Raw genomic sequence first — 20,982 nt, forward strand, 5'->3', positions numbered from 1 at the left:
CAGCTAATCTAGCGAAGAAAGAGCCGAAACTTACGAATAAACCTTACACCAATCAAAAAACAGCCTAACAAACTTCCAAAAGGAACGCTCCAATCCGTGGAAAAGCATGGATTGGAGATTCCATTTTTTAAGGAGGAACAAAAATGCACCCAAAAACGATCTTCATCAAGCATGCGAATCAGGTCATTACCCTAAAAGGAAGCTCACACCAGCCTTTGACAAGAGAAAAAATGAGCGAACTGCACATCATTGAAGATGGAGCAGTATGGATTGAGGACGGCTTAATCAAAGAAGCAGGAAAAACATCCGAGCTCGAAACTAAATACCAAAACAGACTGGCAGAAGCCGAAATCATTGATGCTTCTGGTAAAATTCTGCTGCCAGGACTTGTCGATCCGCATACGCATCTGGTCTATGCGGGCAGCCGGGAAGAAGAATTCAATATGCGCCTGAATGGTGCTGCTTATATGGAAATTATGAATAATGGAGGCGGGATCCATGCCACTACATCTATGACGAGGAAAGCGTCCGAAGAGGAATTGGTTCAAGAGAGCCTGGTCCGACTTGATCGCTTTCTTAAGCATGGAGTCACAACGGTAGAAGCCAAAAGCGGCTATGGACTTGATTGGAATACAGAGCACAAGCAGCTGCGTGCCGCTCAAAAGGCAGATACACTGCACCCGATAGATGTTGTCCGTACCTTTATGGGCGCACATGCCGTTCCAGCCGAATACAAAGAGAATCCGGACGCCTTCATTGATTTGGTTATAGAAGAGATGCTGCCAAAAGTGGCGGAAGAGGGGCTCGCTGAATTTAATGATATTTTCTGTGAAAGAGGTGTGTTCACTCCGGAGCAGTCCAGAAAGCTGCTAGAAGCTGGGAAAAAGCTGGGTCTGACACCAAAAATCCATGCAGATGAAATTGAACCTTATGAGGGAGCTGAACTTGCGGCTGAAGTCGGGGCCATATCCGCAGATCACCTGCTAAGAGCTTCTGATAAAGGGATGGAGATGATGGCTGAAAAAGGGGTAATCGGCGTCCTGCTGCCTGGCACAGCTTTCTTTTTAATGGCTGAAGCCGCCAGGGGACGAAGAATGATCGATAAAGGAGTTCCTATAGCCCTTTCAACGGATTGCAACCCAGGCTCTTCGCCAACATGTTCCATGCCATTCATGATGAACCTAGCTTGTATGCATATGGGCTTGACTCCTGCTGAAGCCATTTCTGCTGCGACAATCAATGCTGCTCACGCGATCAACCGGGCCAATGAAATTGGCAGTATAGAAGCTGGAAAAAAGGCAGATCTCCTGCTTCTGAATGTCCCGAACTATATGCAAATGCAATACCATTACGGCATGAACCATACAGACACTGTAATTAAAAATGGGGAGATTGTCGTTAAAGGAGGGAGCTTATGCTACCAACGCTGACTCCTCCAGGTTTCTTTTGGCCTCGGGCTGAATTAGGTACAGATGTTAAAGTCCATGAATGGATCTGCCAGCTGCAGAGTGAAAAGGAATTCAACGAAAAAAACTGGGATGCCGTTGTTTTTGGCGTTCCGCTTTCCCGGTCATCCATTAGCGCCTCGGGAGCTTCCGAGTTTCCGGAGGCCTTCCGCCGTTCCTGGAAAGGGTATTCCACATATAACTTGGATTATGAAAAAGACCTGCAGCAGCTGAAAGTAGCAGATCTGGGCGATGTCAAAATGCATTTTACAGATATCCCGCAATGTCATTCCAATATAAAACAAACAATAAAAGATGTCAGAAAGCAGTATCCTGATTCTTTTCCAATTGCCATCGGAGGGGATCACTCCATTACCGCGATGCTTGTAAGCGGATTAAAAGAGCTGGAACCGGATAAAGAGATTGGGATTATCCAATTTGATACCCATCTGGATTTGCGCAGTCTTGCTGATCATGGGCCAACAAATGGCACACCCATCCGCAATTTAATTCAGAATGGTGTGATAAAAGGGGAAAATGTTTTCAACATTGGACTCCATGGCTTCTTTAACGGCCAGTCTCTTATCCAATATGCCCGTGAGCATAGGGTCAATTGCTTTACCCTGAAAGAAGCAAGAAAACGAGGGATACTGGAAACGGTTAAAGAATGCCTTTCACGGTTGGAGAAAAAGGTAGACACCATATATGTCACAATCGACATGGATGTCCTTGATATTAGCTTTGCTCCTGGCGTACCAGCCTCAACACCAGGAGGGATGAGGACAGATGAACTTTTTGATGCCGTCTATTCTGCCGGGCTTTCTTCCAAAACGGCTGCAATGGATATTGTGTGCCTGGATCCAACGAGGGACCATCAGGCACAGCCGACTGTGAAGGCTGGCACCTACACATTTTTAACCTTTTTGACTGCTTTAATGAATAGATAATAGGAAGGAGTAATTTGCTCCTTCCTATAAATTAAGGGGGTAAGAGAATGGAAAAAGAAACGATGATTAATCCAACACCGCAGCAGCCGCATGTCAGCAGTGCAAATTCCACCTCAAAAAATATCGTGAAGTTCTTTCTTTTCAGTGCAATTGGCATTTTTATGTTTTTTATCCCCGTCACCATGAATGAGAAATCCTCCATCATGCTCGATCATATCGTTACAGCTATCCAGACCGCCTTACCTGCCATCGTCCCTTATTACGCCTTGCTTGTTATTTTGCTGGGGGCAATCTATCCTTTCTATACAAAAACGTGGAACAAAGATAAAGTGAATTCTGTCTTTTCCATTTTTAAAATCATCGGTCTGGCTGTTGCCGTTATGATTGTTTTCGGGTTCGGTCCTGCATGGCTATTTGATCCAAGCATGGGACCATTCCTGTTTGAAAAGCTCGTCATCTCTGTCGGCTTACTTGTTCCGATTGGATCGGTATTCCTGGCATTGCTTGTTGGGTATGGCTTGCTTGAGTTTATCGGCGTATTGCTGCAGCCTGTCATGAAGCCAATTTGGAAGACACCGGGAAGGTCTGCCATTGATGCGGTCGCATCATTTGTCGGCAGCTATTCCATTGGGCTTTTAATAACAAATCGCGTATTTAAAGAAGGAAAATATAGCATTAAGGAAGCAGCCATTATTGCGACAGGTTTTTCAACTGTATCAGCTACCTTTATGATTGTCGTTGCCAAAACACTGGGATTGATGGAAATCTGGAACACCTATTTTTGGACAACGTTGGCTGTAACCTTTATTGTTACGGCAATCTCCGTCCGAATCTGGCCTCTTCGATCCATGAGCGAAAAGTATTTCGATGACCAGGAACCGCCGAAAGAATCATTCTCGGGAAGCCGCCTTCAAGCAGCCTGGAAAGAGGCGATGGATACGGCGGAGCATTCACAGGCACTATGGAAGAATATCATCATTAATTTAAAAGATGGCTTTGTCATGACCATGTCCATTTTGCCATCCATTATGTCTGTTGGTTTGCTGGGATTGGTACTTGCTGAATTTACACCTGTTTTTGACTGGATTGGTTATATCTTTTATCCTTTTACTGCACTCGTGCAGCTTCCAGAGCCATTATTAGCTGCAAAAGCAAGTGCAGTAAGCATAGCGGAAATGTTCTTGCCTGCCCTTCTTGCAGCGGAAGCCGCGTTGGTTACTAAATTCGTTATCGGTGTCGTTTCCGTTTCAGCGATCATTTTTTTCTCAGCGCTTGTACCTTGCATTTTGTCAACGGATATTCCAATCTCTATTCCACAGCTGCTTGCCATCTGGGTGGAGAGAACGATTTTAACGATCTTAATTGCAGCTCCCATCGCATTTTTACTGCTTTAAAACGAATGTCCCCGCTTATGCAGCGGGGATTTTTCGCATAGAATTTCCCTGTACAAACAAACTAGTAAAGGATATTGTATCGAGCATTTAAAGAGTCTAAGGATAAGCAGGTGATGCATTTTGTACAGGCTGTATACTCATAATGACCTAGATGGGGTCGGCTGCGGCATTGTTGCCAAGATTGCATTCGGAAAAGATGTGGAAATCCGCTACAATTCCGTAATGGGTCTGGACCATCAAATCGAAAAGCTTTTCGAACAAGAGAAAAAACTGAAGGATGACTTTCTTTTTATCACAGACTTATCGGTAAATGAGGAAAATACAATCAGGATAGATGATCTTTCCAAGAGCGGCGGGAAGGTTAGATTAATCGACCATCATAAAACAGCATTGCATTTTAATGAATACAGCTGGGGAAGGGTTAAGGTTAATTACGAAGACGGAAGGCTCACAGCAGCGACTTCCTTGCTTTATGAATATTTGCTTGAACATGAGCTTATAAAGCAATCCCCTGCGCTGGATGAATTTGTTGAACTTGTCCGCCAGTATGATACTTGGGAGTGGGACCAAAACGAAAATATCAAAGCTAAAAATCTAAATGATTTGTTTTTTATGGTATCGATCGATGAATTTGAAGAAAAAATGACAGAACGGATTTTAAACGCCAAGCATTTTGATTTTGATGACTTTGAGCAGAAGCTGCTTGAGATGGAAGAAGAGAAGATTGAGCGGTACGTTAGAAGGAAAAAGCGGGAAATCATCCAAACTTTCATCGGGGATTTCTGTGCAGGAATCGTTCATGCAGAATCATACCATTCTGAGCTGGGCAACGAACTGGGGAAGGACAATCCGCATCTCGATTATATTGCGATTTTAAACCTGGGCGGCAAAAAAATCAGTTTCAGGACCATTCACGACCATGTGGATGTTTCAGCCATTGCCGGCCAGTTCGGAGGGGGCGGACATGCAAAAGCATCCGGATGCTCGATGGGCAAGGAAGCTTTTCAGCTGTTCGTCAATGATATATTTCCCTTGGACCCCATGAGGCAGGACGCATTCAAGAATAGATACAACAATAAAAATTCACCGCAAGGCGTTCTGTACGAAAATAAAAAGGGTGACAAATTCTTTATTTTTGCTAAGAATGAAAATATATGGATACTTGAAATGAATGGAAAGCCTATTCAGGAGCCCTATGATGAGTTCCAGGCTGCCGAGAATTTCATTAAAAGAAAATATATGGCATGGCTTGTTCGTGATGACATTTATGTTGATTTTTTAAAGAATTTTCATATGAAAACGAAGCATTAAAACCGCCGTCCTGGCGGTTTTTCTTTTGGTTTGCCTAAAAAGCACTTATTCTGTAAAAAATATGCAAATATCATATATAATGGAGAAAGCCACTATATAAGGAGAGGACTTATGGAATTATTATTGGTTTTTTTCGGCGTTATTTTTTTCGCTGTATTTATTAAAATCCTTTTAACAGGATCTAAAAGAGCTTCTTTCATAAAAAATGAACAAATCCCTGAAAATCTAGGCATCCAGACAGAAAACCTGCTGCCAGTTATCCAGCGGCTTGAAAATTCGCTCCCGCACGGATATAGAGAAAATATTAAAAACCGGGTGTTAAAGGATCATCCACGATGGGAAGATCATGAATATGATTGGGCTTTTTTCGAGCTCAAAAGATATTTTATTCTAAATAGCCTTTTAAAAACTGTTCCCATGTTCAGTGAGAAAGTGGATGAAATATGGCATGAAATGCTAATGTTTACCCGTGACTATAGTCAATTTTCTCAAAATTTTTATGGAGAGTATCTACACCATTCCCCCAATATGGACAGCACGCCCATTCCAGGGGAAAGAGCCTTTTTCGATTGGATTTATTTAAGCCTCTTTGAAACTAGCCATAATAGCCGGAGAATTTGGGGCGGCTTTTTAAAAAACCCGATAAAAAAGGAAATCCTTGAGGACTTCAGAAGCTTGAACGAAGAGGACCTATTGGCAAAGTATTTTAGAGAAAGCAGCGATTGGTTAAGCATAAAGAAAGAACTCATCACAAAATTAAAAAGAGAAATTTCAGAGGCTGATGCCATTAAGCTTGGAAATAAACCGCTTGAGTTTTCAAAACCAGGCTCGGTTTATCAATACTCATATTTGCTTCTGCCTGCAGTTTATTATTCTTTTTATGAATCCGACAGGTTCGATGATTATATGAATGAACTTCTTCCTAAAGAGCTGGCAAAAGACGGTGCTTCAAGCGGGGTATCATGCTCTGGCTATGCTTGCAGCAGTCCAACTGATGATGATTCAGGCGGAGGACACGACTCCGGCGGGGGCTCCAGCTGTTCAAGCTGCGGGGGAGGCTGCAGCAGTTAAAATAAGTAACCCATATCGGGTTGCTTATTTTTTTATCCTTAATTATTTGATGACATGGTTACACTATTAGCAAGAGTTTTCCTAAGATTATCAGTACTTTCAAATTCAGGCAGTAAATTTTCAATTGTGTAACAATTTATATTTATAATATCTCACTGAAATGATTCTTTGGTACAATCAAAGATGCATGATTAATGGCTCGAATTGGATGTGTATTTATGAGAAAATTGGTTCTTTCTATGCTGCTCCTTTGCTCTTTTCCAAATACAATTGCACATGCCGAGGAAATAGCAGAACCTGAAATTATCAGTGAAGCAGCAGTCCTTTCAGATACGGAGTCAGGGACTGTTTTGTATGAAAAAAATGCAGAGAAAAGAATGTTTCCAGCCAGCTTAACAAAGATTGCTACGGCTATTTATGCAATCGAGAACGGGGACATGAGTGAAATCGTGACCATAAGCAAGGATGCGATGGAGGTAGATGGGACAAGAGTTTACCTGGAGGAAGGGGAAGAGGTTCCCCTAAAAAAACTGGTGCAGGGCATGCTGATCAATTCCGGCAATGATGCAGCATGGGCAATAGCCGAACACCTGGATCAAAATATGGATAATTATTCAAAGAATCTAAATAGCTATCTTAAAGAGAAGGTTCACTTAAAAAACACTCACTTTGTAAATCCTCATGGTCTTCATGATGAAAATCATTATACGACAGCAGCGGACCTTGCTAAATTGACAAACTACGCACTTAAAAATGAAACCTTTAAAGAGATATTTGGAACAAGGGAATTAAAGTGGTCGGGTAAATCATGGGAAACAACAATTTTTACCCATCACAGGATGCTAAAAGGTGAGGTGCCTTTTGAAGGAGTCACAGGCGGAAAAACAGGGTTTGTTAATGAAGCAAAGCAAACTCTCGCAACTTCTGCTGAAAATGAATCAATAAAACTTACAGTGATATTATTAAAGGCAGAATTTAAGAGGGATATATATAAGGATACAAAAAACCTGCTTAAATTTGGATTCCAAAATTATGAATCCTCGCTCCTCAGCAGCACAGAGATATTCCCAGCACAAGGGAAAACCTTTTCGACCGGCGGCAAAAACGTCCCGATTACCTTACCAAAAGGCTCATACAATGAGAAGGTAACTTCAACAGGAAAGCTGATCATCGAGGAGGATAATGGAAGGGTCATTCAAACTCTTCAGCTCATTGAAGATAAAGAAGATGAAGTTGTATCCAGCCAGCTTCAGCAGGAAGAGGAACCAAAAAAAGCAACAACTGGATACTACGGAAAAATCGGTTTAACACTATTTTTGTTTGCTGTATTTATCCTTTTATTAAGGAAAAATCTAAAAGCAAGGGCTAGAAGGAGAAGACGGGTTTAATACCCGTTTTTTTTTTATTTTATTGACTATGTTAAAATTCATATTTGATTTTGCAGTATGGGCTACATGCAGAGAAATAGTTTTATACGCAGAGAAACTTGGCTATGTGCAGAGAAAAAATTTTATACGCAGAGAAACTTGGGCTATACGCAGAGAAATAGTTTTATATGCAGAGAAACGTGATTATGTTCAGAGAGCTCCAAATAAAAAAGACTAAAGTAATAAACTTTAGTCTTTGACCATCCCTTATTGCATTCTTTGCTCAACCTGGCGGCATACTTCATCTGCGGACAGGCCGCTTGCTTCAATTACAGGTGCTTTTGTAGAAGTATCCTGCATACCCATTACGTTCGAGTCTACTCCGCTTACTACACAGCATGAGCAGTTTTCTGCATCATGAGCTGATTTCATATCGACCACTTCATACCCCTTTTGGCGAAGCGCTTCAGATACATTTGTTAAGGATTGTTCAACAGCTACTCTTTTCGTCATTCTTAACACCTCCTCCGTTGATAGATTGGCTTTTTTGTTCCATTTTTATTCCATGGATAAAAACACCCGAATCACGAAAAAGTAAGGAAGGAGGTGTTGAAAATGGGTAAACGTAAAAAAGATCCTTCTAAGGCGGGATTAAGCTCTCCAAATATAGAGGGGCAAAGGACTACCAAAATGGAAACAGGGAGCAGAAGCGCTTCCTCTGCACGCCATAAAAAAAAGAAACAGGATTTTTAAAGAAAGGCTGTGTTAAAGATTTTTGTTGATTTTGGCACCCTGTTGATTGGAGTGGAAGGGACGGGACTCCAGCGGGAGGAGCGTGTCGAAGGGAGACCCCACAGGCGCGAATGCGCCGAGGAGCGTCGGACCCGTCCGCGGAAAGCGATTCCCTGAAGCGGAAATCAACAGGCAAGTTTAACAGAGCCAAAAGAAAAAAAGCAGGGGCTGCACCTCCTGCTTTTTCCAATCAGTTATACATTTCCGCTACTTGCTTTTGGATCGTAGCATCTTCCAAATAATCATCATAAGTCATTTGCTTATCCACGATGCCAGCCGGTGTAATTTCAATGATGCGGTTGGCGATTGTTTGAATAAACTGATGGTCATGAGAAGCAAACATTAAAGAGCCTTTAAAGTTAATTAATCCATTGTTCAGTGCTGTGATGGATTCTAGATCCAGATGGTTTGTAGGCTCATCAAGCAACAGAACATTGGCCCCGCTCAGCATCATTTTTGATAGCATGCAGCGGACTTTTTCTCCACCTGATAACACACTTGCTTTCTTCAAAACTTCTTCTCCCGAGAACAGCATTCTTCCCAAGAAGCCCCTTAGGAAGCTTTCGCTGTCATCAGCTGGGGAGAATTGGCGCAGCCAATCAACAAGGTTCAGCTCAGAGTTTTCGAAGAACTCGGAGTTATCTTTCGGGAAGTAAGACTGAGATGTTGTCACACCCCATTTATATGTTCCTTCATCCGGTTCCATTTCGCCTGTTAAAATCTTAAATAGAGTCGTTTTAGCAAGCTCGCTAGCGCCAACTAGCGCAATTTTATCATCCTTATTCATGATAAAGCTGACGTTATTTAGGACCTTCACACCATCAATTGTTTTGCTGATGCCATCAACACGCAGCAAATCATTGCCGATTTCACGTTCTGGAGTAAAGCCGACATATGGATATTTTCTGGAAGAAGGCTTGATGTCATCCAAAGAAATCTTATCAAGCAGCTTTTTACGTGAGGTCGCTTGTTTGGATTTGGATGCATTTGCACTAAAACGTGCAATAAAGCTTTGCAGTTCTTTGATTTTTTCTTCCTTTTTCTTATTGGCATCCTGCGCCATCTTTGAGGCAAGCTGGCTGGATTCATACCAGAAGTCATAGTTACCAACATAAATTTGGATTTTTCCAAAGTCAAGATCGGCAATATGGGTACAAACCTTGTTCAAGAAATGACGGTCATGGGATACCACAATTACTGTATTTTCAAAATTGATCAGGAACTCTTCAAGCCATTGGATCGCTTTAATATCCAAGTGGTTTGTCGGCTCATCCAGCAAAAGAACATCCGGCTTGCCGAAAAGAGCTTGTGCAAGCAGTACTTTAACTTTTTCAGAACCGCTAAGATCTGCCATTTTCTTTGTATGAAGCTCTTCTTCAATTCCTAAACCTTTTAGCAAAATGGCTGCTTCAGATTCTGCTTCCCAGCCGTTTAATTCTGCAAATTCACCTTCAAGTTCAGCAGCCTTCATACCATCTTCATCAGTAAAATCTGCTTTCATATAAATAGCATCTTTCTCCTGCATTACTTCATAAAGTCGTGCATGGCCCATAATAACAACTTTTAGGACCTCAAATTCTTCATACTCAAAATGATTCTGCTTTAAGACGGCAAGACGCTCGTCAGGACCCAGGTGAACACTCCCGGATTGTGCTTCAATTTCGCCGGAAAGAATTTTTAGGAAAGTTGATTTACCTGCACCATTAGCACCGATCAAGCCGTAGCAATTTCCAGGTGTGAATTTAATATTAACATCTTCAAATAGCTTGCGATCACCATAACGAAGACCAACGTTACTGACTGTTATCATATTATTTTTATTCCTCCAAAATACATAATCCTTAAAATTATAACACTTCCAACGCTTAATCGCGAATTCTTATTCATGCTATTTTACATCAAAACCTAAAAAGCAAAAATTTTCGATAATTAAAAGGAAGTAGTTTGAAAAAATTGAATATATAAGGGAGTGAAATCTTGCCAAACAGTCAGGAAGGAAGTGTATGAATTCGTGGAATCTCTTTTACTGGAAGAATTAAAGATTGAGCCATTCAGTTTTGAAATTGAGAGGGGTAAAATCAAGGAATTTGTTATGGCGATAGGAGACCAGAATCCCATTTATTATGATATAGAATCTGCAAAAAAAATGGGCTACAGGGATGTCCCCGTTCCGCCCACATTTCCTACAGCTATTGAAATGTGGGGTGGTTTGGATTTTGAAACTCTTATCGATCTTCTTGGCCTGGATCCGCTTAAAGTGCTTCACGGCGGCCAGGAGTACCGCTACTTAGGCGAGATATATGCAGGGGATACTGTAACTGCCTTTCCTAAATTAATTTCAGCATTTGAAAAAAGAAATTTACGTTTCTTTACTATAGGCATAACTTATAAAAACAGCAACGGAGAACAGGTTCTCTATTCTGAATCAACCATTATTGAAAGAGGAGGCTTGTTAAATGACTGATTTAAAACCCCTTCAAAAACAGGAGATAACACATACGCAGTTGGTCAGGTATGCGGGAGCATCTGGAGATTTTAACCCGATCCATACTGTTGTCCCTGTCGGCGAAAAAGCCGGCTTAGGCGGAGTAATTGCCCATGGGATGCTTATTATGGGAATGGCAGGAGAAGCATTAGGCACATGGTTTCCAAGAAAAGACTTAAGAATGTTTAAGGTTCGCTTTAGTAAAATGACCCGTCCCGGCGAAAAGCTGGCAATTGAAGGCAAAGTGATTAAAGAAACAGTGGAAGAAGGAGAGAAGAGATTGGCAGGCGAAGTGTTTGTTAGAAATGAAACAGGCGAATTGAAGCTATCAGGTAAGTTTCAAGTCAAAATTTAAATATAAGGACGGTTTTCTAGTGAAGAACATGCAGGAGTCCAATTAAGGCCCAGGCAGCATGGAAAAAATATGCACTATGGGCCGGTGCTATCCCAACGCAGGCTGCATGTTGTCTTGATCGCTTTATATGCTTATATCTCCCGCTCGCTCCCCAGGACAGAGGACGAAACAAAAATTGAATCCATATGCTCAAGTTATGGGTATCAGAGAAAAATGGAATTCCGCACCTCCATGATATCCGAAAAAAGCTCCCTACATAATAGCTAACAGTAACTTGGATATAGAAAGAAGCTTTGCATCTGTTACAACACCACCAGAGTTTAACGGCAGCAATAACTGGGTTGTCGCCGGCAGCAAAACAGCCTCCGGAAAACTAATGTGGCAGTTGATCCACATTGATCTTTAAGCACACCTTCCATCTAGTATCAAATGCACCTGGGTTCCCCTGAAATGAACGTTAGCGGTGTCACTTTTGCCGGCATTCCGGGCATTATCCTCGGACCTAATGAACAGATTACATGGGAAGTAACCAATACTGGAACAGATGTTAAGGGTTTTTTATAGAAAAAAGGAATCCAGACAATAAAATAAGTTTCTATTTAAGGAAAAATGGGAAAAGGCAGAAGTATTGATGAACCAATAAAAGTAAAAGGCAAAGGAACCATTAATTTCGAAGGATCAGTTACCCGCCATGGACCTGTCATTTCAGATTTTGCTGCAGATAGCGGCAAGGATACCATCCTGCCTTTGCAATGGACAGCCCTCGAACGATCAAAGGAACTCGAAGCTATTCTAAAGAGAGAAGGGAGGATTCCTGGTGGAGAGCTGCCAATAAAGAAGATGGCACTGTAAACCATCGGGGATCGTGGAGGTTTGTGATAGATACTTCCAATAAGAATACAGCATTCCACCTGGTGGGGTGGGGTGGGGCCGGGCCAATCAAGCCACCCGCTGAGCCGCCGGTACCATGGTCTAATGAATGACTGGGCAGAGGGAAACTTTCATCAGACTAGCCTTCATGAACAGAGCAGCAAACATAAGCTGGTTTTAACACCATAAAACGCCACCGCTAAGCGGAGACAAAGTCGAAAAATAGTTATAAAATGTTCCTATTTGTTCATAGTTTTTTCATAATTTTCATGTACAATATAACCATACAGGCAGGAAAAAGGAGTTTTATTAATGGCTAAGAAGCAGCTCGTTGATTTAGTTAACCGATTAAAGCAATCCGGTATTAAAGTAAGCTTTTCCAAGCCACGATCAAAAACTTTAATACTCATCAACCAAAACAAAAATTTATCATCTTCTGCAAATTAGGTGAAAAAATGGCGGATCCTGCATCCGCCATTTTTTTTATTTGGTAAAACTCGAGTGGTTCATTCCGCTCCAACCGAGTGGTGTTAAATTCCAATATATAACTTAAATTTCCTTCATAATTTTATTAAAAACATCTTTTTTATCAAAATCTTCGCCCATAGGGAATTTCTTTATAAATTTATTATTCTCATCTAATAAATAAACAAAGGTGCTATGAACATAAAACCCATCTCCCGGATCTCGATACTGAAATTGGAACGTGTTAGCCAGCTCCTGGATTTCGTATTGATCCTGCTTTAAGTTATCCGGATCTGCTGTAAGCAAAATCCAATTACCGTCATTTTCAATGTCAAAGGTATTCATATATTTTCTGAGTACCTCTGTTGTATCCCTGTAAGGGTCAATAGTCACTGTCACAAATTGGACTTCCTCTCCAAAAACACCTTCTTCTTCAAGGTCATTTTTGAGCATGTTCATTCTCTGTGTTGTTGTAGGGCAGATATCCGGGCAGTGCGTATAAATAAATTCGACGAGCTTCAGTTTTTTTTCAGATTCGGCAAAATCATATACCTCATCATTAGCGGTTACCAGTGTAATATTGTCAGGAATCTTTGCGGTCATGTCACGTATGATAAAAAAAGAAATGCCGGCAGCAATGCCTATGATTACAATGAGCGTGCTAATTATATAAATCTTTTTCATTATTTCCCCTCCCAATATAAAGATAAATAATATCACACGAAAATCCTATGGATAATATGTGAACATATTTATATAGTGGGGAATTTTATAAAAATGGCTGAGCCTGTTGACTTGTGTGTTTTTCCCTTGCAGGCACAAAGTGAATAGCCAAGAGGTCCAGGAGCCTCCCGATGCACCTGCAGGGTATCCATTTGACACGCTCCTCCCGCTGAGAAAGAACTTTAAAACAGCAAATAGGATGGAAGGATAGAAAAAAGGAACCCCGCAAGGTTCCTTTTCTGTATTATTTAATCGTTTACTTCATTGAAATCCAAACACTCTTTACCTCTGTATAGTTATCAAGAGCGTAGGATCCCATTTCACGGCCGATGCCGGACTGCTTATATCCGCCGAATGGAGAAGCTGCATCGAACGCATTGTAGCAGTTAACCCAAACTGTTCCGGCACGAAGCTTGTTGGCTACATAGTGGGCATTTGCAACGTCGCGCGTCCACACGCCAGCAGCCAATCCATATTCACTGTTATTTGCACGATTGATTAACTCATCAATATCGTCATATGGCATTGCAGAAATGACCGGTCCAAAGATTTCTTCTTTTGCGATTGTCATTTCATCACGAACATCTGCAAAAATAGTAGGGGAGACAAAATAACCCTGCTCCTGTGGCTTGTCACCGCCTGCTACAAGCTGCGCACCTTCGCTTAAGCCTTTTTCAATATAGCCAAGAACGCGGTTTTGCTGTTCAGCAGAAACTAGCGGGCCAATTTCTGTGTCAGCGTGAATCCCTGCACCCTGCTTGATTTTCTTAGCATGTGAAGCCATATCAGCTACTACATTATCAAACTGCTTTTTCTGGATAAATACACGTGAACCTGCACAGCAAACCTGTCCCTGGTTAAACATTACACCGTTAAGCGCTCCTGGAATGGCTTTTGATAAATCAGCATCAGGAAGGATAATGTTAGGTGATTTTCCGCCTAGCTCAAGCGTAACACGTTTAAGAGTCTTGGAAGCATTGGACATGATCAGTTTTCCTACTTCAGTAGAACCAGTGAAAGCAATCTTGTCTACTAATGGATGGTCAACTAGCGGCTGGCCAGCTGTTTCTCCAAAGCCTGGAACAATATTTACAACCCCTGGCGGGAAGCCGGCTTCTTCCATTAATTCAGCCAGATATAAAGCAGATAAAGGTGTCTGCTCTGCTGGTTTTAGAACCACTGTACATCCAGTTGCCAGGGCAGCTCCAAGCTTCCACATCGCCATAAGAAGAGGGAAGTTCCAAGGAATAATTTGTCCTACAACACCAACAGCTTCATGGCGTGTATAGTTGAAGAACGGCCCGTTAACAGGAATTGTTTGGCCAACAATTTTCGTAGACCAGCCTGCATAATACCGCATATGCTCAACAGCCAGCGGAATATCGGCATTGGAAGTTTCACGGATAGGCTTACCGTTATCCAAAGTTTCAAGCTGTGCCAATTCTTTACTGTTTTCTTCCATTAAATCAGCAAGCTTATACATAAGACGGCTGCGCTTAGAAGCGCTCATTTTTGACCATTTACCTTCATCAAAAGCTTTACGAGCAGCCTTAACAGCCAAGTCTATATCTTCCGCACCGGCTTCATAAACAGTTGCAAGAACTTCACCTGTAGCAGGATTATACGTATCGAATGTTTTCTGGGATTTGCTTTCAACAAATTCACCATTGATATATAATTTTTTCTTTCCGCTTAAGAACTTTTCTACCTTTTCTTTTAACCCTACAGTTAGTTGACTCATATAATTCCTCCTTAAAATAGTAGTCTATGTATTTCTTGGTGCTAAAATTGATAGAAGAACAACTATGGTAACGCTTACATAGGTATGTTAACACTATTAAAACTATAAAATCAACTCTGAATTAAAATAATTTTCAGATAACATTCGACAATTTCTGAATAATCCTTTGAACAAGAAAATAGTTAGCAAGAAAAAAGCATACCGGTTTCGGTATGCTTTTTATCTATTAAAGTAACATCCCTGCAATAGCAGCACTTAAAAGCGATGCCAAAGCACCAGCAATTACAGCGCGAACGCCAAGCTTCGCAATATCACTTCTGCGATCTGGGGCCAAATTTCCAAGACCGCCAAGAAGAATGGCCATTGAGGAAATATTGGCAAAACCGCAAAGTGCAAAACTAACTACAGCAACTGTCTTAGGGGACAGGCTGCTGATTTCCGGAGCAAATGATGAATAAGCAACAAATTCATTCAAGACAAGCTTTTGGCCGATATATCCGCCTGCCTGTACAGCTTCTGCCCACGGAACACCAACAGCAAAAGCAAGAGGAGCGAACACAAATCCCAGAATCGTTTCTAGTGTCAGGTTTTCAAATCCGAAGATTCCGCCTGCAAAACCAATGATTCCATTAATAAGAGCAACTAAAGCGATAAAAGCAAGAAGCATTGCCCCAATATTTAAAGCAAGCTGCAGACCAACACTAGCACCGCGTGCAGCTGCGTCTACTACATTAACAGATTCAGTATCTTTTTCGATGGTAATGTCGTCTGTCGTTTCAGAGACTTCTGTTTCAGGTATCATGATTTTAGCCAGTACCAGACCCGCAGGTGCAGCCATGAAGCTGGCAGCCAGCAAGTACTCAAGCGGTACACCAAGCAAAGAATATCCAATTAAAACGGAACCTGCCACCGACGCAAGACCGCCAGTCATTACTGCAAAAAGTTCAGATCTTGTCATTTTATTTAAGAAAGGGCGGACAATTAACGGTGCTTCAGTTTGCCCGACAAAAATATTGGCTGCTGCAGACATTGATTCTGCTTTACTTGTTCCTAGAAGTTTGGAAAGTCCTCCGCCAATCACTTTAATGATTACTTGCATGATCCCAGTGTAATAAAGCACTGAAATCAGGGAAGAGAAGAAGATAACAGTTGTCAGTACTTGGAACGCAAAAACGAAACCTACACCTGAACCTTCCTGAAATAATCCTCCGAATAAGAAGTTAATTCCTTCATTTGCGTAACTGACAATATTATTTACTCCTAACGTTAGCTTTTCTAAAGCTTTTTTTCCCAGTTCCCATTTAAGAACTGCAAATGCGAAACCAAATTGGATGGCCAGTCCGCCAAGTATTGTTCTTAAATTGATTGCCTTTCGATTAGATGAAAGAAGAAGGGCAATACCCAGTACAGTGGAAATCCCCAATAGACCCCAGATAAAACTCATGTTGGACACCTCTTTTGTTGTATTTAAACTCCATGAAAACGTTTTTATGAAACGTCAAAATTTTAGACCTCTTGATAGAGAGGTAGGTGAGTAGACGTCAGACATCTAACTTGTTTACATGTTCATTTTAACATGAATACGTTTACAGTAAAGAGTTTTTTTATGCCAAATTAGATTTGAATTTTAGTCTTCATATTTTTGACACAATAAGGTATTTAAAAATCCTTTATTGGGTAAACAGTATTTCTATAAATTAGGCTGTTTTCTAAAAGATTGTTATTTTTGAATAGATTTGTGAATAGAAACATTGATAAATAAGGCTGGCTGATTGGAGCGTAAGGGGCTAATCCCGCGAAAATGTATTCACATTTACTTGGTGCTGTGATGATTCTAGGATGCTTATTCAAAGTCCTGCGGGAGGAGTGGGACAGGTGAAACCCCATAGTCCTGGACCGGAATTCAACTGTTCTTGCTTATGAGTTCAGCCCGTTGAATTCCGCTGCGGGCACTCAGCGAACCCGCGGGGAGGAACGGGAGCCNNTCTCCTCCCGCAGGAGTCAAGCACCCTCCGCTCCAATCAACTCAGTAAATTAAACTAAGTTAATAAAAAACAACAAACTTTACGAAAACAACCTACTCGAACCTCTCCTTACTACTTGTTGAAAAAGCAACAAAACAGCCCATAAATTAAAATAGGAAGGATCAAACCCAATACTTTCAAAAAGTGGTAAAATGATAGTTGTTTTCCTTAGTTTGAAGAGAATCTACATAGAAAGCAGCGAGGGATACACATATGGAAAAGAGTAAAGTTGTAAAGAAAAATATATTAACAATGCAGGGTTTTTATCTTCTGACTTTCTTTGGTATAGGCAGCATGTTTCCATTATTGAGCGTATATTTAAGTGAGGTTGAAAAGCTGAACGGTTATCAAATAGGCATGATCATGTCTGTAAGCCCCATCATCATGATTTTTTTCCAGCCTTTGTGGGGGGTAATATCTGATAAGACAAATTCCCCAATAAAAATTTTGGCCGCCACAACTTTTGTTGCTGGCCTTTTAGGGTTAGGATTCCTGGTTAATAGCAGCTACATTTGGCTTTTGATTATTGCAGTTTGTGTAGCTATATTTCAAAGTGCTATTATACCTGTCTCTGATAGCATTTCCATTCAATATACGAGCAAGGTGAAATATGATTACGGAAAGGTAAGATTATTGGGATCTCTAGGTTTTGGCATAGCAGTGTTTATAATGGGCAGACTCTCCGAGATCACACCTAAAGTCATATTTTTATCTTTTTTTCTTTCACTTGCTTTAGCAGCTATGCTGGCCATTAAAATGCCCGCAGAAAAGAGCAAGCCTAACCGCAACGTCATTAGCGGTATAAAAGAAATTCTATCATTTAAGAAATTCATCCTTTTCCTGGGAATTACATTCCTCATTTTTGGACCGAACTTGGCTAACAATACTTACTTTGGTTTGTTTATTGAAGATAGCGGTGGTACCTATACGGGGATCGGGATTGCATTCTTAATTGCTGTCTTATCAGAAATTCCGTTCATGAGGGCTGCAGGAAGCTGGATTTATAGGATAGGCATTCTCCAAGTCGCTGCGATTGCAGGAATTGTGTCGCTAATCCGATGGCTGCTTTATTTCATGGAACCAAGCCTTGCTATTATATATGGAACGGCAGTCATTCAGGGTTTTTCGATTGGGCTATTTATTCCGGCCGGTCTTCAATACATTCGTGATATCGCTCCCATTCATATCACGGCCACAGCCATTACTCTCTATTCGGCAATTGGCAATGGCCTGGGAAACTGGTTCTGCACCTTTATTGGAGGCATCATCTATGAAGAATTCAGTATTTATGCCGTCTATTTATTTTTCAGTCTGCTTGCTCTTTTAGGTGTACTGTTAAATTTCTGGCTACTTCATGAAGAAAAGGCCAAAGACACAGCAGGGGCAGCAGTTCAATAATCTTTATAATGCTATAAAAAATGCCGGAGACTGAGTCTTCCAGCATTTTTTATATTAATTTTTTGGCTCTGTTAAAGCATATTTGCACCCTGTTGATTGGAGTGGAAGGAGCGAGATCCTCGAAAGTGCATTCGCATTTACTTCGTGCAGTGTTAATTCGGGGATGTTTATTCAACGTCCAGCGGGAGTAGGAGTGTAAATCAACAGGCAGGTTTAAAGAAATCATAAAAAAATCATAGGCGGTTATAAATGCCCATTCGGGACGAGCATCTATTTCATAGACTGAAACTAGATGTCAGGAGGTGTTATGATGAGCGCGGGTGCAGGTTACGGCGGCGGTTTTGCATTAATCGTTGTCCTGTTTATTCTTTTAATTATCGTAGGTGCCTCTTACTGGAGTTACTAATAATTACTCCTGAAGACCAAAAGATTAAGTTCCGCATTTAAATAGATGTGCGGGAAGAAAATCTGTCCAGAAATTGGGCAGATTTTTTAATTGCCTGCACGCAGCATTAAAATGCTCAGTATGGTAATCAGCATTATGTCCAAAATAAGGATAGTTCTTATTTTGAAAGGAGGGTTTCTTACATGGATAAGAAGGACAGCAAGGACAGTGCAAACATTGCAGGAAGATATTATGAAACAGAAGATTATAAACGCAGCGATCAGCTTTCATCAGGATTGGCAACTACACATGAACAAGTAAGCGACACATACATGGAGGGTCAGGCGGATGCAGTAATCGAAGATGTTGTTGGAGTGGACATTTCCATTCCCCACAAGGGCTACGATGAATAAGATAATAGGAAAAGAGGGTTCATAAATGACGCCAAAAGAAGCACAAGATGACATGAACCAATATAAAATGCCAAAAGCGCTGCTACAAAAAAAGACTTCTTCCTATCGAGTAGGGTACCAGGCCACAACAGGCAACCAGACACCTGGAGAACCTGAAGCAGGAAAGAGATCTGATGAACAAAATTAAAAGCTTACCATGGTTGGTTGATTAAATCGAAAGTTGCACAAGATCCCCAAGATTGCCTTCAGACTTCCAACGTTGGATTGATTTAAGGATTATGATTCATCGTCCGGCAGGATGAGCAATCCGCCGGGACTTCGGAATCACCGCTATTCCGGTACCTTTATAGATTGAAATCAACAGTTAACAAATCGAAAGAATAAAAAATGAGGGCTGTTTTCTAGAAGATTGTTGTTTTTGTATAGATTATGTGAACAACAAAGTTTGCGAAAACAGCCAAAAAGAAAGAGAAGCCGGAAGCGGCTTCTCTTTCTTTTTTTGCCTTTGCAATATTTCCATTATTTCTCGAAGATCCAATCGATAGAAATGAAGCAGATGTGTTTCTTTCATGATTGTCTCCTTAATAGACTCAACTTCGAGCCTACAAACCCTCCTGAATAGTTCTTATGCTGATAATTCGGTAAAAAAAGAAAAGCCATAAAAAAAAATAATTACTCCACTTTGAAATTTGCTTTCTGAACAGCATTATACCCATATCCTTTTCTATTCCAATAAGGCCTTAGAGGCTGAACATTGCCTTCCGTATCCCGAGCCCGAACCAGAATGGTATGTTCACCCTTAACAGCCTGCCATTCAAATTGCCATTTTACCCAGGCGTATTTCTCGTTTTCCTTCTGCTTAAGGGAAGCTTTTTTCCAGCTAATGCCATAATCAAAGCTTATTTCCACTTCCTTTATAATCCCTGTACCGGTCCAGGCAATTCCTTTTATCAGTTGAGCTCCATCTTCAATTATGGAATAGTTCATTGGCTGCTGGATTGTACTGTTGACATGAATGGTTGTTACAGGTTTTTTATCCTTGTCAGTGTCTTTATACGGATAATAAACATAATCTTTTGTTTGAAAGGGGCCATTAAACGCATGTTTAATAATAAAAATATTCTGCAGCCATTTAACCGAAGCCATAGCATACCATTGTGGCACAATTAACCGGTAAGGAAATCCATGCTTGTAAGGGATTGGTTTTCCATTATATTCATAGGCTACGATGGTATCTTCGTGAAGTGCTTTCTCAATGGGAAGGCTTCTCCCATAGTAAAAAGACTCTTCCAAGTCTTTTCGTTCGCCAAAATCCATACCCACAAACACGGCTTCTTTACTTCCTTCCATAAGTCCTGCCTGATTTAAAAGTTCCCTTAGGGGGACACCTTTCCATTTAGCCTGGCTGACAGCGCCTTCCTCCCATTGCTCTCCATATACCTTCGGCTTAAATTTTGCCCGATTATTGCCAGCACATTCCAATGGTAACATGATTGTTTTGGAAGGGAGACGGTGAAGATCATTCATTGTTATTTTTACAGGTTTTTTTACATTTCCTTGAATAGTCAAAAAGAACGGCATAGGAATTAACTGTGGATAGGGAAAGTGGTTTCGTAAATAGAAATAGTCTTTTGGCGTTTTCCATCGGTCGAGAAATTGAATGGGAGACTCCTGGTTTTCCGGATCAAGACTTACTGTTTTTAAATAGGGAATGACAAATTCGTTTCTCAATAGCCCATCACCTCTATTCATAAATATAATGGCAAAGGTCAAGTTAGAACCTTATAAAAATGCCA

21 protein-coding genes and 1 pseudogene are annotated in these 20,982 nt (G+C 41.0%); 15 read left to right on the forward strand and 7 right to left on the reverse strand.

Features of this window, described 5'->3' with window-relative positions:
- The first annotated feature begins 143 nt into the window (after positions 1-143).
- From hutI to J7I93_RS14885, 6 genes are all read left to right on the forward strand, one after another.
- Positions 144-1,430 carry an imidazolonepropionase gene (hutI, locus tag J7I93_RS14860; RefSeq protein WP_214726648.1) on the forward strand — a complete coding sequence of 429 codons (1,287 nt, stop codon included), beginning with the start codon at positions 144-146 and terminating at the stop codon, positions 1,428-1,430.
- Positions 1,415-2,392, forward strand: a complete 978-nt coding sequence (locus J7I93_RS14865; protein WP_214726649.1) for an agmatinase family protein — start codon at positions 1,415-1,417, stop codon at positions 2,390-2,392. The genes hutI and J7I93_RS14865 overlap by 16 nt, the downstream gene beginning before the upstream one ends.
- Positions 2,393-2,439: 47 nt before the next feature.
- Positions 2,440-3,786 (forward strand): YjiH family protein, encoded by a 1,347-nt coding sequence (locus J7I93_RS14870; protein ID WP_214726650.1) that lies wholly within the window; start codon positions 2,440-2,442, stop codon positions 3,784-3,786.
- A gap of 120 nt (positions 3,787-3,906) precedes the next feature.
- Positions 3,907-5,097 (forward strand): DHH family phosphoesterase, encoded by a 1,191-nt coding sequence (locus J7I93_RS14875; RefSeq protein ID WP_214726651.1) that lies wholly within the window; start codon positions 3,907-3,909, stop codon positions 5,095-5,097.
- A gap of 111 nt (positions 5,098-5,208) precedes the next feature.
- Positions 5,209-6,168, forward strand: a complete 960-nt coding sequence (locus J7I93_RS14880; RefSeq protein WP_214726652.1) for a glycine-rich domain-containing protein — start codon at positions 5,209-5,211, stop codon at positions 6,166-6,168.
- Between the two features lie 218 nt (positions 6,169-6,386).
- Positions 6,387-7,556: a D-alanyl-D-alanine carboxypeptidase family protein gene (locus tag J7I93_RS14885; RefSeq protein WP_214726653.1), complete on the forward strand. Its 1,170-nt coding sequence runs from the start codon at positions 6,387-6,389 to the stop codon at positions 7,554-7,556.
- A 246-nt stretch (positions 7,557-7,802) separates the two neighbouring features.
- Here the strand turns inward: J7I93_RS14885 and J7I93_RS14890 are convergent, their stop codons facing one another.
- Positions 7,803-8,048, reverse strand: a complete 246-nt coding sequence (locus J7I93_RS14890) for a YkuS family protein (RefSeq protein ID WP_214726654.1) — start codon at positions 8,046-8,048, stop codon at positions 7,803-7,805.
- A 102-nt stretch (positions 8,049-8,150) separates the two neighbouring features.
- On the opposite strand from J7I93_RS14890, the gene J7I93_RS14895 reads away from it, so the two are divergent.
- Positions 8,151-8,288 carry a YuzL family protein gene (locus J7I93_RS14895; protein ID WP_214726655.1) on the forward strand — a complete coding sequence of 46 codons (138 nt, stop codon included), beginning with the start codon at positions 8,151-8,153 and terminating at the stop codon, positions 8,286-8,288.
- A 229-nt stretch (positions 8,289-8,517) separates the two neighbouring features.
- Here J7I93_RS14895 and J7I93_RS14900 read toward each other — a convergent pair whose 3' ends face one another.
- Positions 8,518-10,137, reverse strand: a complete 1,620-nt coding sequence (locus tag J7I93_RS14900) for an ABC-F family ATP-binding cassette domain-containing protein (protein WP_214726656.1) — start codon at positions 10,135-10,137, stop codon at positions 8,518-8,520.
- A 201-nt stretch (positions 10,138-10,338) separates the two neighbouring features.
- Here J7I93_RS14900 and J7I93_RS14905 point away from each other — a divergent pair, with 201 nt between their 5' ends.
- From J7I93_RS14905 to J7I93_RS25415, 4 genes and pseudogenes are all read left to right on the forward strand, one after another.
- Positions 10,339-10,791 carry an FAS1-like dehydratase domain-containing protein gene (locus tag J7I93_RS14905; RefSeq protein WP_214726657.1) on the forward strand — a complete coding sequence of 151 codons (453 nt, stop codon included), beginning with the start codon at positions 10,339-10,341 and terminating at the stop codon, positions 10,789-10,791.
- Positions 10,784-11,167 carry a MaoC/PaaZ C-terminal domain-containing protein gene (locus J7I93_RS14910; RefSeq protein WP_214726658.1) on the forward strand — a complete coding sequence of 128 codons (384 nt, stop codon included), beginning with the start codon at positions 10,784-10,786 and terminating at the stop codon, positions 11,165-11,167. Before J7I93_RS14905 ends, J7I93_RS14910 begins: the two co-directional genes overlap by 8 nt.
- Before the next feature lie 450 nt (positions 11,168-11,617).
- Positions 11,618-12,019, forward strand: a pseudogene (locus J7I93_RS14915) (penicillin acylase family protein).
- 330 nt (positions 12,020-12,349) lie between these two features.
- Entirely contained in the window at positions 12,350-12,484 is a 135-nt protein-coding gene (locus J7I93_RS25415) for a hypothetical protein (protein ID WP_285289079.1), read from the forward strand.
- Between the two features lie 102 nt (positions 12,485-12,586).
- On the opposite strand, the gene J7I93_RS14920 is transcribed toward J7I93_RS25415, so the two are convergent.
- The 3 genes from J7I93_RS14920 to J7I93_RS14930 form a co-directional block, all read right to left on the reverse strand.
- Positions 12,587-13,186, reverse strand: coding sequence for an SCO family protein (locus J7I93_RS14920; RefSeq protein ID WP_214726659.1), 600 nt, complete (start codon positions 13,184-13,186; stop codon positions 12,587-12,589).
- 295 nt (positions 13,187-13,481) lie between these two features.
- Positions 13,482-14,966 carry an aldehyde dehydrogenase family protein gene (locus tag J7I93_RS14925; protein ID WP_214726660.1) on the reverse strand — a complete coding sequence of 495 codons (1,485 nt, stop codon included), beginning with the start codon at positions 14,964-14,966 and terminating at the stop codon, positions 13,482-13,484.
- 226 nt (positions 14,967-15,192) lie between these two features.
- Positions 15,193-16,410 (reverse strand): NupC/NupG family nucleoside CNT transporter, encoded by a 1,218-nt coding sequence (locus J7I93_RS14930; RefSeq protein ID WP_214726661.1) that lies wholly within the window; start codon positions 16,408-16,410, stop codon positions 15,193-15,195.
- A 793-nt stretch (positions 16,411-17,203) separates the two neighbouring features.
- Between J7I93_RS14930 and J7I93_RS14935 the strand changes: the two genes are divergently transcribed.
- The 4 genes from J7I93_RS14935 to J7I93_RS14950 all read left to right on the forward strand — a co-directional run bounded on the left by J7I93_RS14935 (position 17,204) and on the right by J7I93_RS14950 (position 19,373).
- A complete protein-coding gene (locus J7I93_RS14935; protein WP_214726662.1) occupies positions 17,204-18,388 on the forward strand; it encodes an MFS transporter in 1,185 nt (394 codons plus the stop codon).
- A gap of 310 nt (positions 18,389-18,698) precedes the next feature.
- Entirely contained in the window at positions 18,699-18,794 is a 96-nt protein-coding gene (locus tag J7I93_RS14940) for a YjcZ family sporulation protein (RefSeq protein WP_214988018.1), read from the forward strand.
- Positions 18,795-18,976: 182 nt separating this feature from the next.
- On the forward strand, positions 18,977-19,186 hold the full coding sequence (locus tag J7I93_RS14945; RefSeq protein WP_214726664.1) for a YozQ family protein: 210 nt from the start codon (positions 18,977-18,979) through the stop codon (positions 19,184-19,186).
- Positions 19,187-19,211: 25 nt separating this feature from the next.
- Positions 19,212-19,373, forward strand: coding sequence for a hypothetical protein (locus J7I93_RS14950; RefSeq protein ID WP_214726665.1), 162 nt, complete (start codon positions 19,212-19,214; stop codon positions 19,371-19,373).
- 240 nt (positions 19,374-19,613) lie between these two features.
- Here the strand turns inward: J7I93_RS14950 and J7I93_RS14955 are convergent, their stop codons facing one another.
- Both J7I93_RS14955 and J7I93_RS14960 read right to left on the reverse strand, forming a co-directional pair.
- Positions 19,614-19,757 carry a hypothetical protein gene (locus tag J7I93_RS14955; RefSeq protein ID WP_214726666.1) on the reverse strand — a complete coding sequence of 48 codons (144 nt, stop codon included), beginning with the start codon at positions 19,755-19,757 and terminating at the stop codon, positions 19,614-19,616.
- Between the two features lie 101 nt (positions 19,758-19,858).
- A complete protein-coding gene (locus J7I93_RS14960) occupies positions 19,859-20,938 on the reverse strand; it encodes a sulfite oxidase (RefSeq protein WP_214726793.1) in 1,080 nt (359 codons plus the stop codon).
- Between the last annotated feature and the right edge of the window lie 44 nt (positions 20,939-20,982).

This window comes from Bacillus sp. ISL-47 (genome assembly GCF_018613175.1).
GTDB lineage: Bacteria > Bacillota > Bacilli > Bacillales > Cytobacillaceae > Cytobacillus.

Excerpts from the sequence above, each read along its gene's own strand:
- J7I93_RS14865 (WP_214726649.1), top strand. The coding sequence starts at position 1,415 with ATGCTACCAACGCTGACTCCTCCAGGTTTCTTTTGGCCTCGGGCTGAA.
- hutI (WP_214726648.1), top strand. The coding sequence starts at position 144 with ATGCACCCAAAAACGATCTTCATCAAGCATGCGAATCAGGTCATTACC.
- J7I93_RS14940 (WP_214988018.1), top strand. The coding sequence starts at position 18,699 with ATGAGCGCGGGTGCAGGTTACGGCGGCGGTTTTGCATTAATCGTTGTC.
- J7I93_RS14910 (WP_214726658.1), top strand. The coding sequence starts at position 10,784 with ATGACTGATTTAAAACCCCTTCAAAAACAGGAGATAACACATACGCAG.
- J7I93_RS14960 (WP_214726793.1), bottom strand. The coding sequence starts at position 20,938 with ATGAATAGAGGTGATGGGCTATTGAGAAACGAATTTGTCATTCCCTAT.
- J7I93_RS14880 (WP_214726652.1), top strand. The coding sequence starts at position 5,209 with ATGGAATTATTATTGGTTTTTTTCGGCGTTATTTTTTTCGCTGTATTT.
- J7I93_RS14950 (WP_214726665.1), top strand. The coding sequence starts at position 19,212 with ATGACGCCAAAAGAAGCACAAGATGACATGAACCAATATAAAATGCCA.
- J7I93_RS14945 (WP_214726664.1), top strand. The coding sequence starts at position 18,977 with ATGGATAAGAAGGACAGCAAGGACAGTGCAAACATTGCAGGAAGATAT.
- J7I93_RS14930 (WP_214726661.1), bottom strand. The coding sequence starts at position 16,410 with ATGAGTTTTATCTGGGGTCTATTGGGGATTTCCACTGTACTGGGTATT.
- J7I93_RS14870 (WP_214726650.1), top strand. The coding sequence starts at position 2,440 with ATGGAAAAAGAAACGATGATTAATCCAACACCGCAGCAGCCGCATGTC.
- J7I93_RS14890 (WP_214726654.1), bottom strand. The coding sequence starts at position 8,048 with ATGACGAAAAGAGTAGCTGTTGAACAATCCTTAACAAATGTATCTGAA.
- J7I93_RS14925 (WP_214726660.1), bottom strand. The coding sequence starts at position 14,966 with ATGAGTCAACTAACTGTAGGGTTAAAAGAAAAGGTAGAAAAGTTCTTA.
- J7I93_RS14955 (WP_214726666.1), bottom strand. The coding sequence starts at position 19,757 with ATGAAAGAAACACATCTGCTTCATTTCTATCGATTGGATCTTCGAGAA.
- J7I93_RS14920 (WP_214726659.1), bottom strand. The coding sequence starts at position 13,186 with ATGAAAAAGATTTATATAATTAGCACGCTCATTGTAATCATAGGCATT.
- J7I93_RS14895 (WP_214726655.1), top strand. The coding sequence starts at position 8,151 with ATGGGTAAACGTAAAAAAGATCCTTCTAAGGCGGGATTAAGCTCTCCA.
- J7I93_RS25415 (WP_285289079.1), top strand. The coding sequence starts at position 12,350 with ATGGCTAAGAAGCAGCTCGTTGATTTAGTTAACCGATTAAAGCAATCC.
- J7I93_RS14900 (WP_214726656.1), bottom strand. The coding sequence starts at position 10,137 with ATGATAACAGTCAGTAACGTTGGTCTTCGTTATGGTGATCGCAAGCTA.
- J7I93_RS14935 (WP_214726662.1), top strand. The coding sequence starts at position 17,204 with ATGGAAAAGAGTAAAGTTGTAAAGAAAAATATATTAACAATGCAGGGT.
- J7I93_RS14885 (WP_214726653.1), top strand. The coding sequence starts at position 6,387 with ATGAGAAAATTGGTTCTTTCTATGCTGCTCCTTTGCTCTTTTCCAAAT.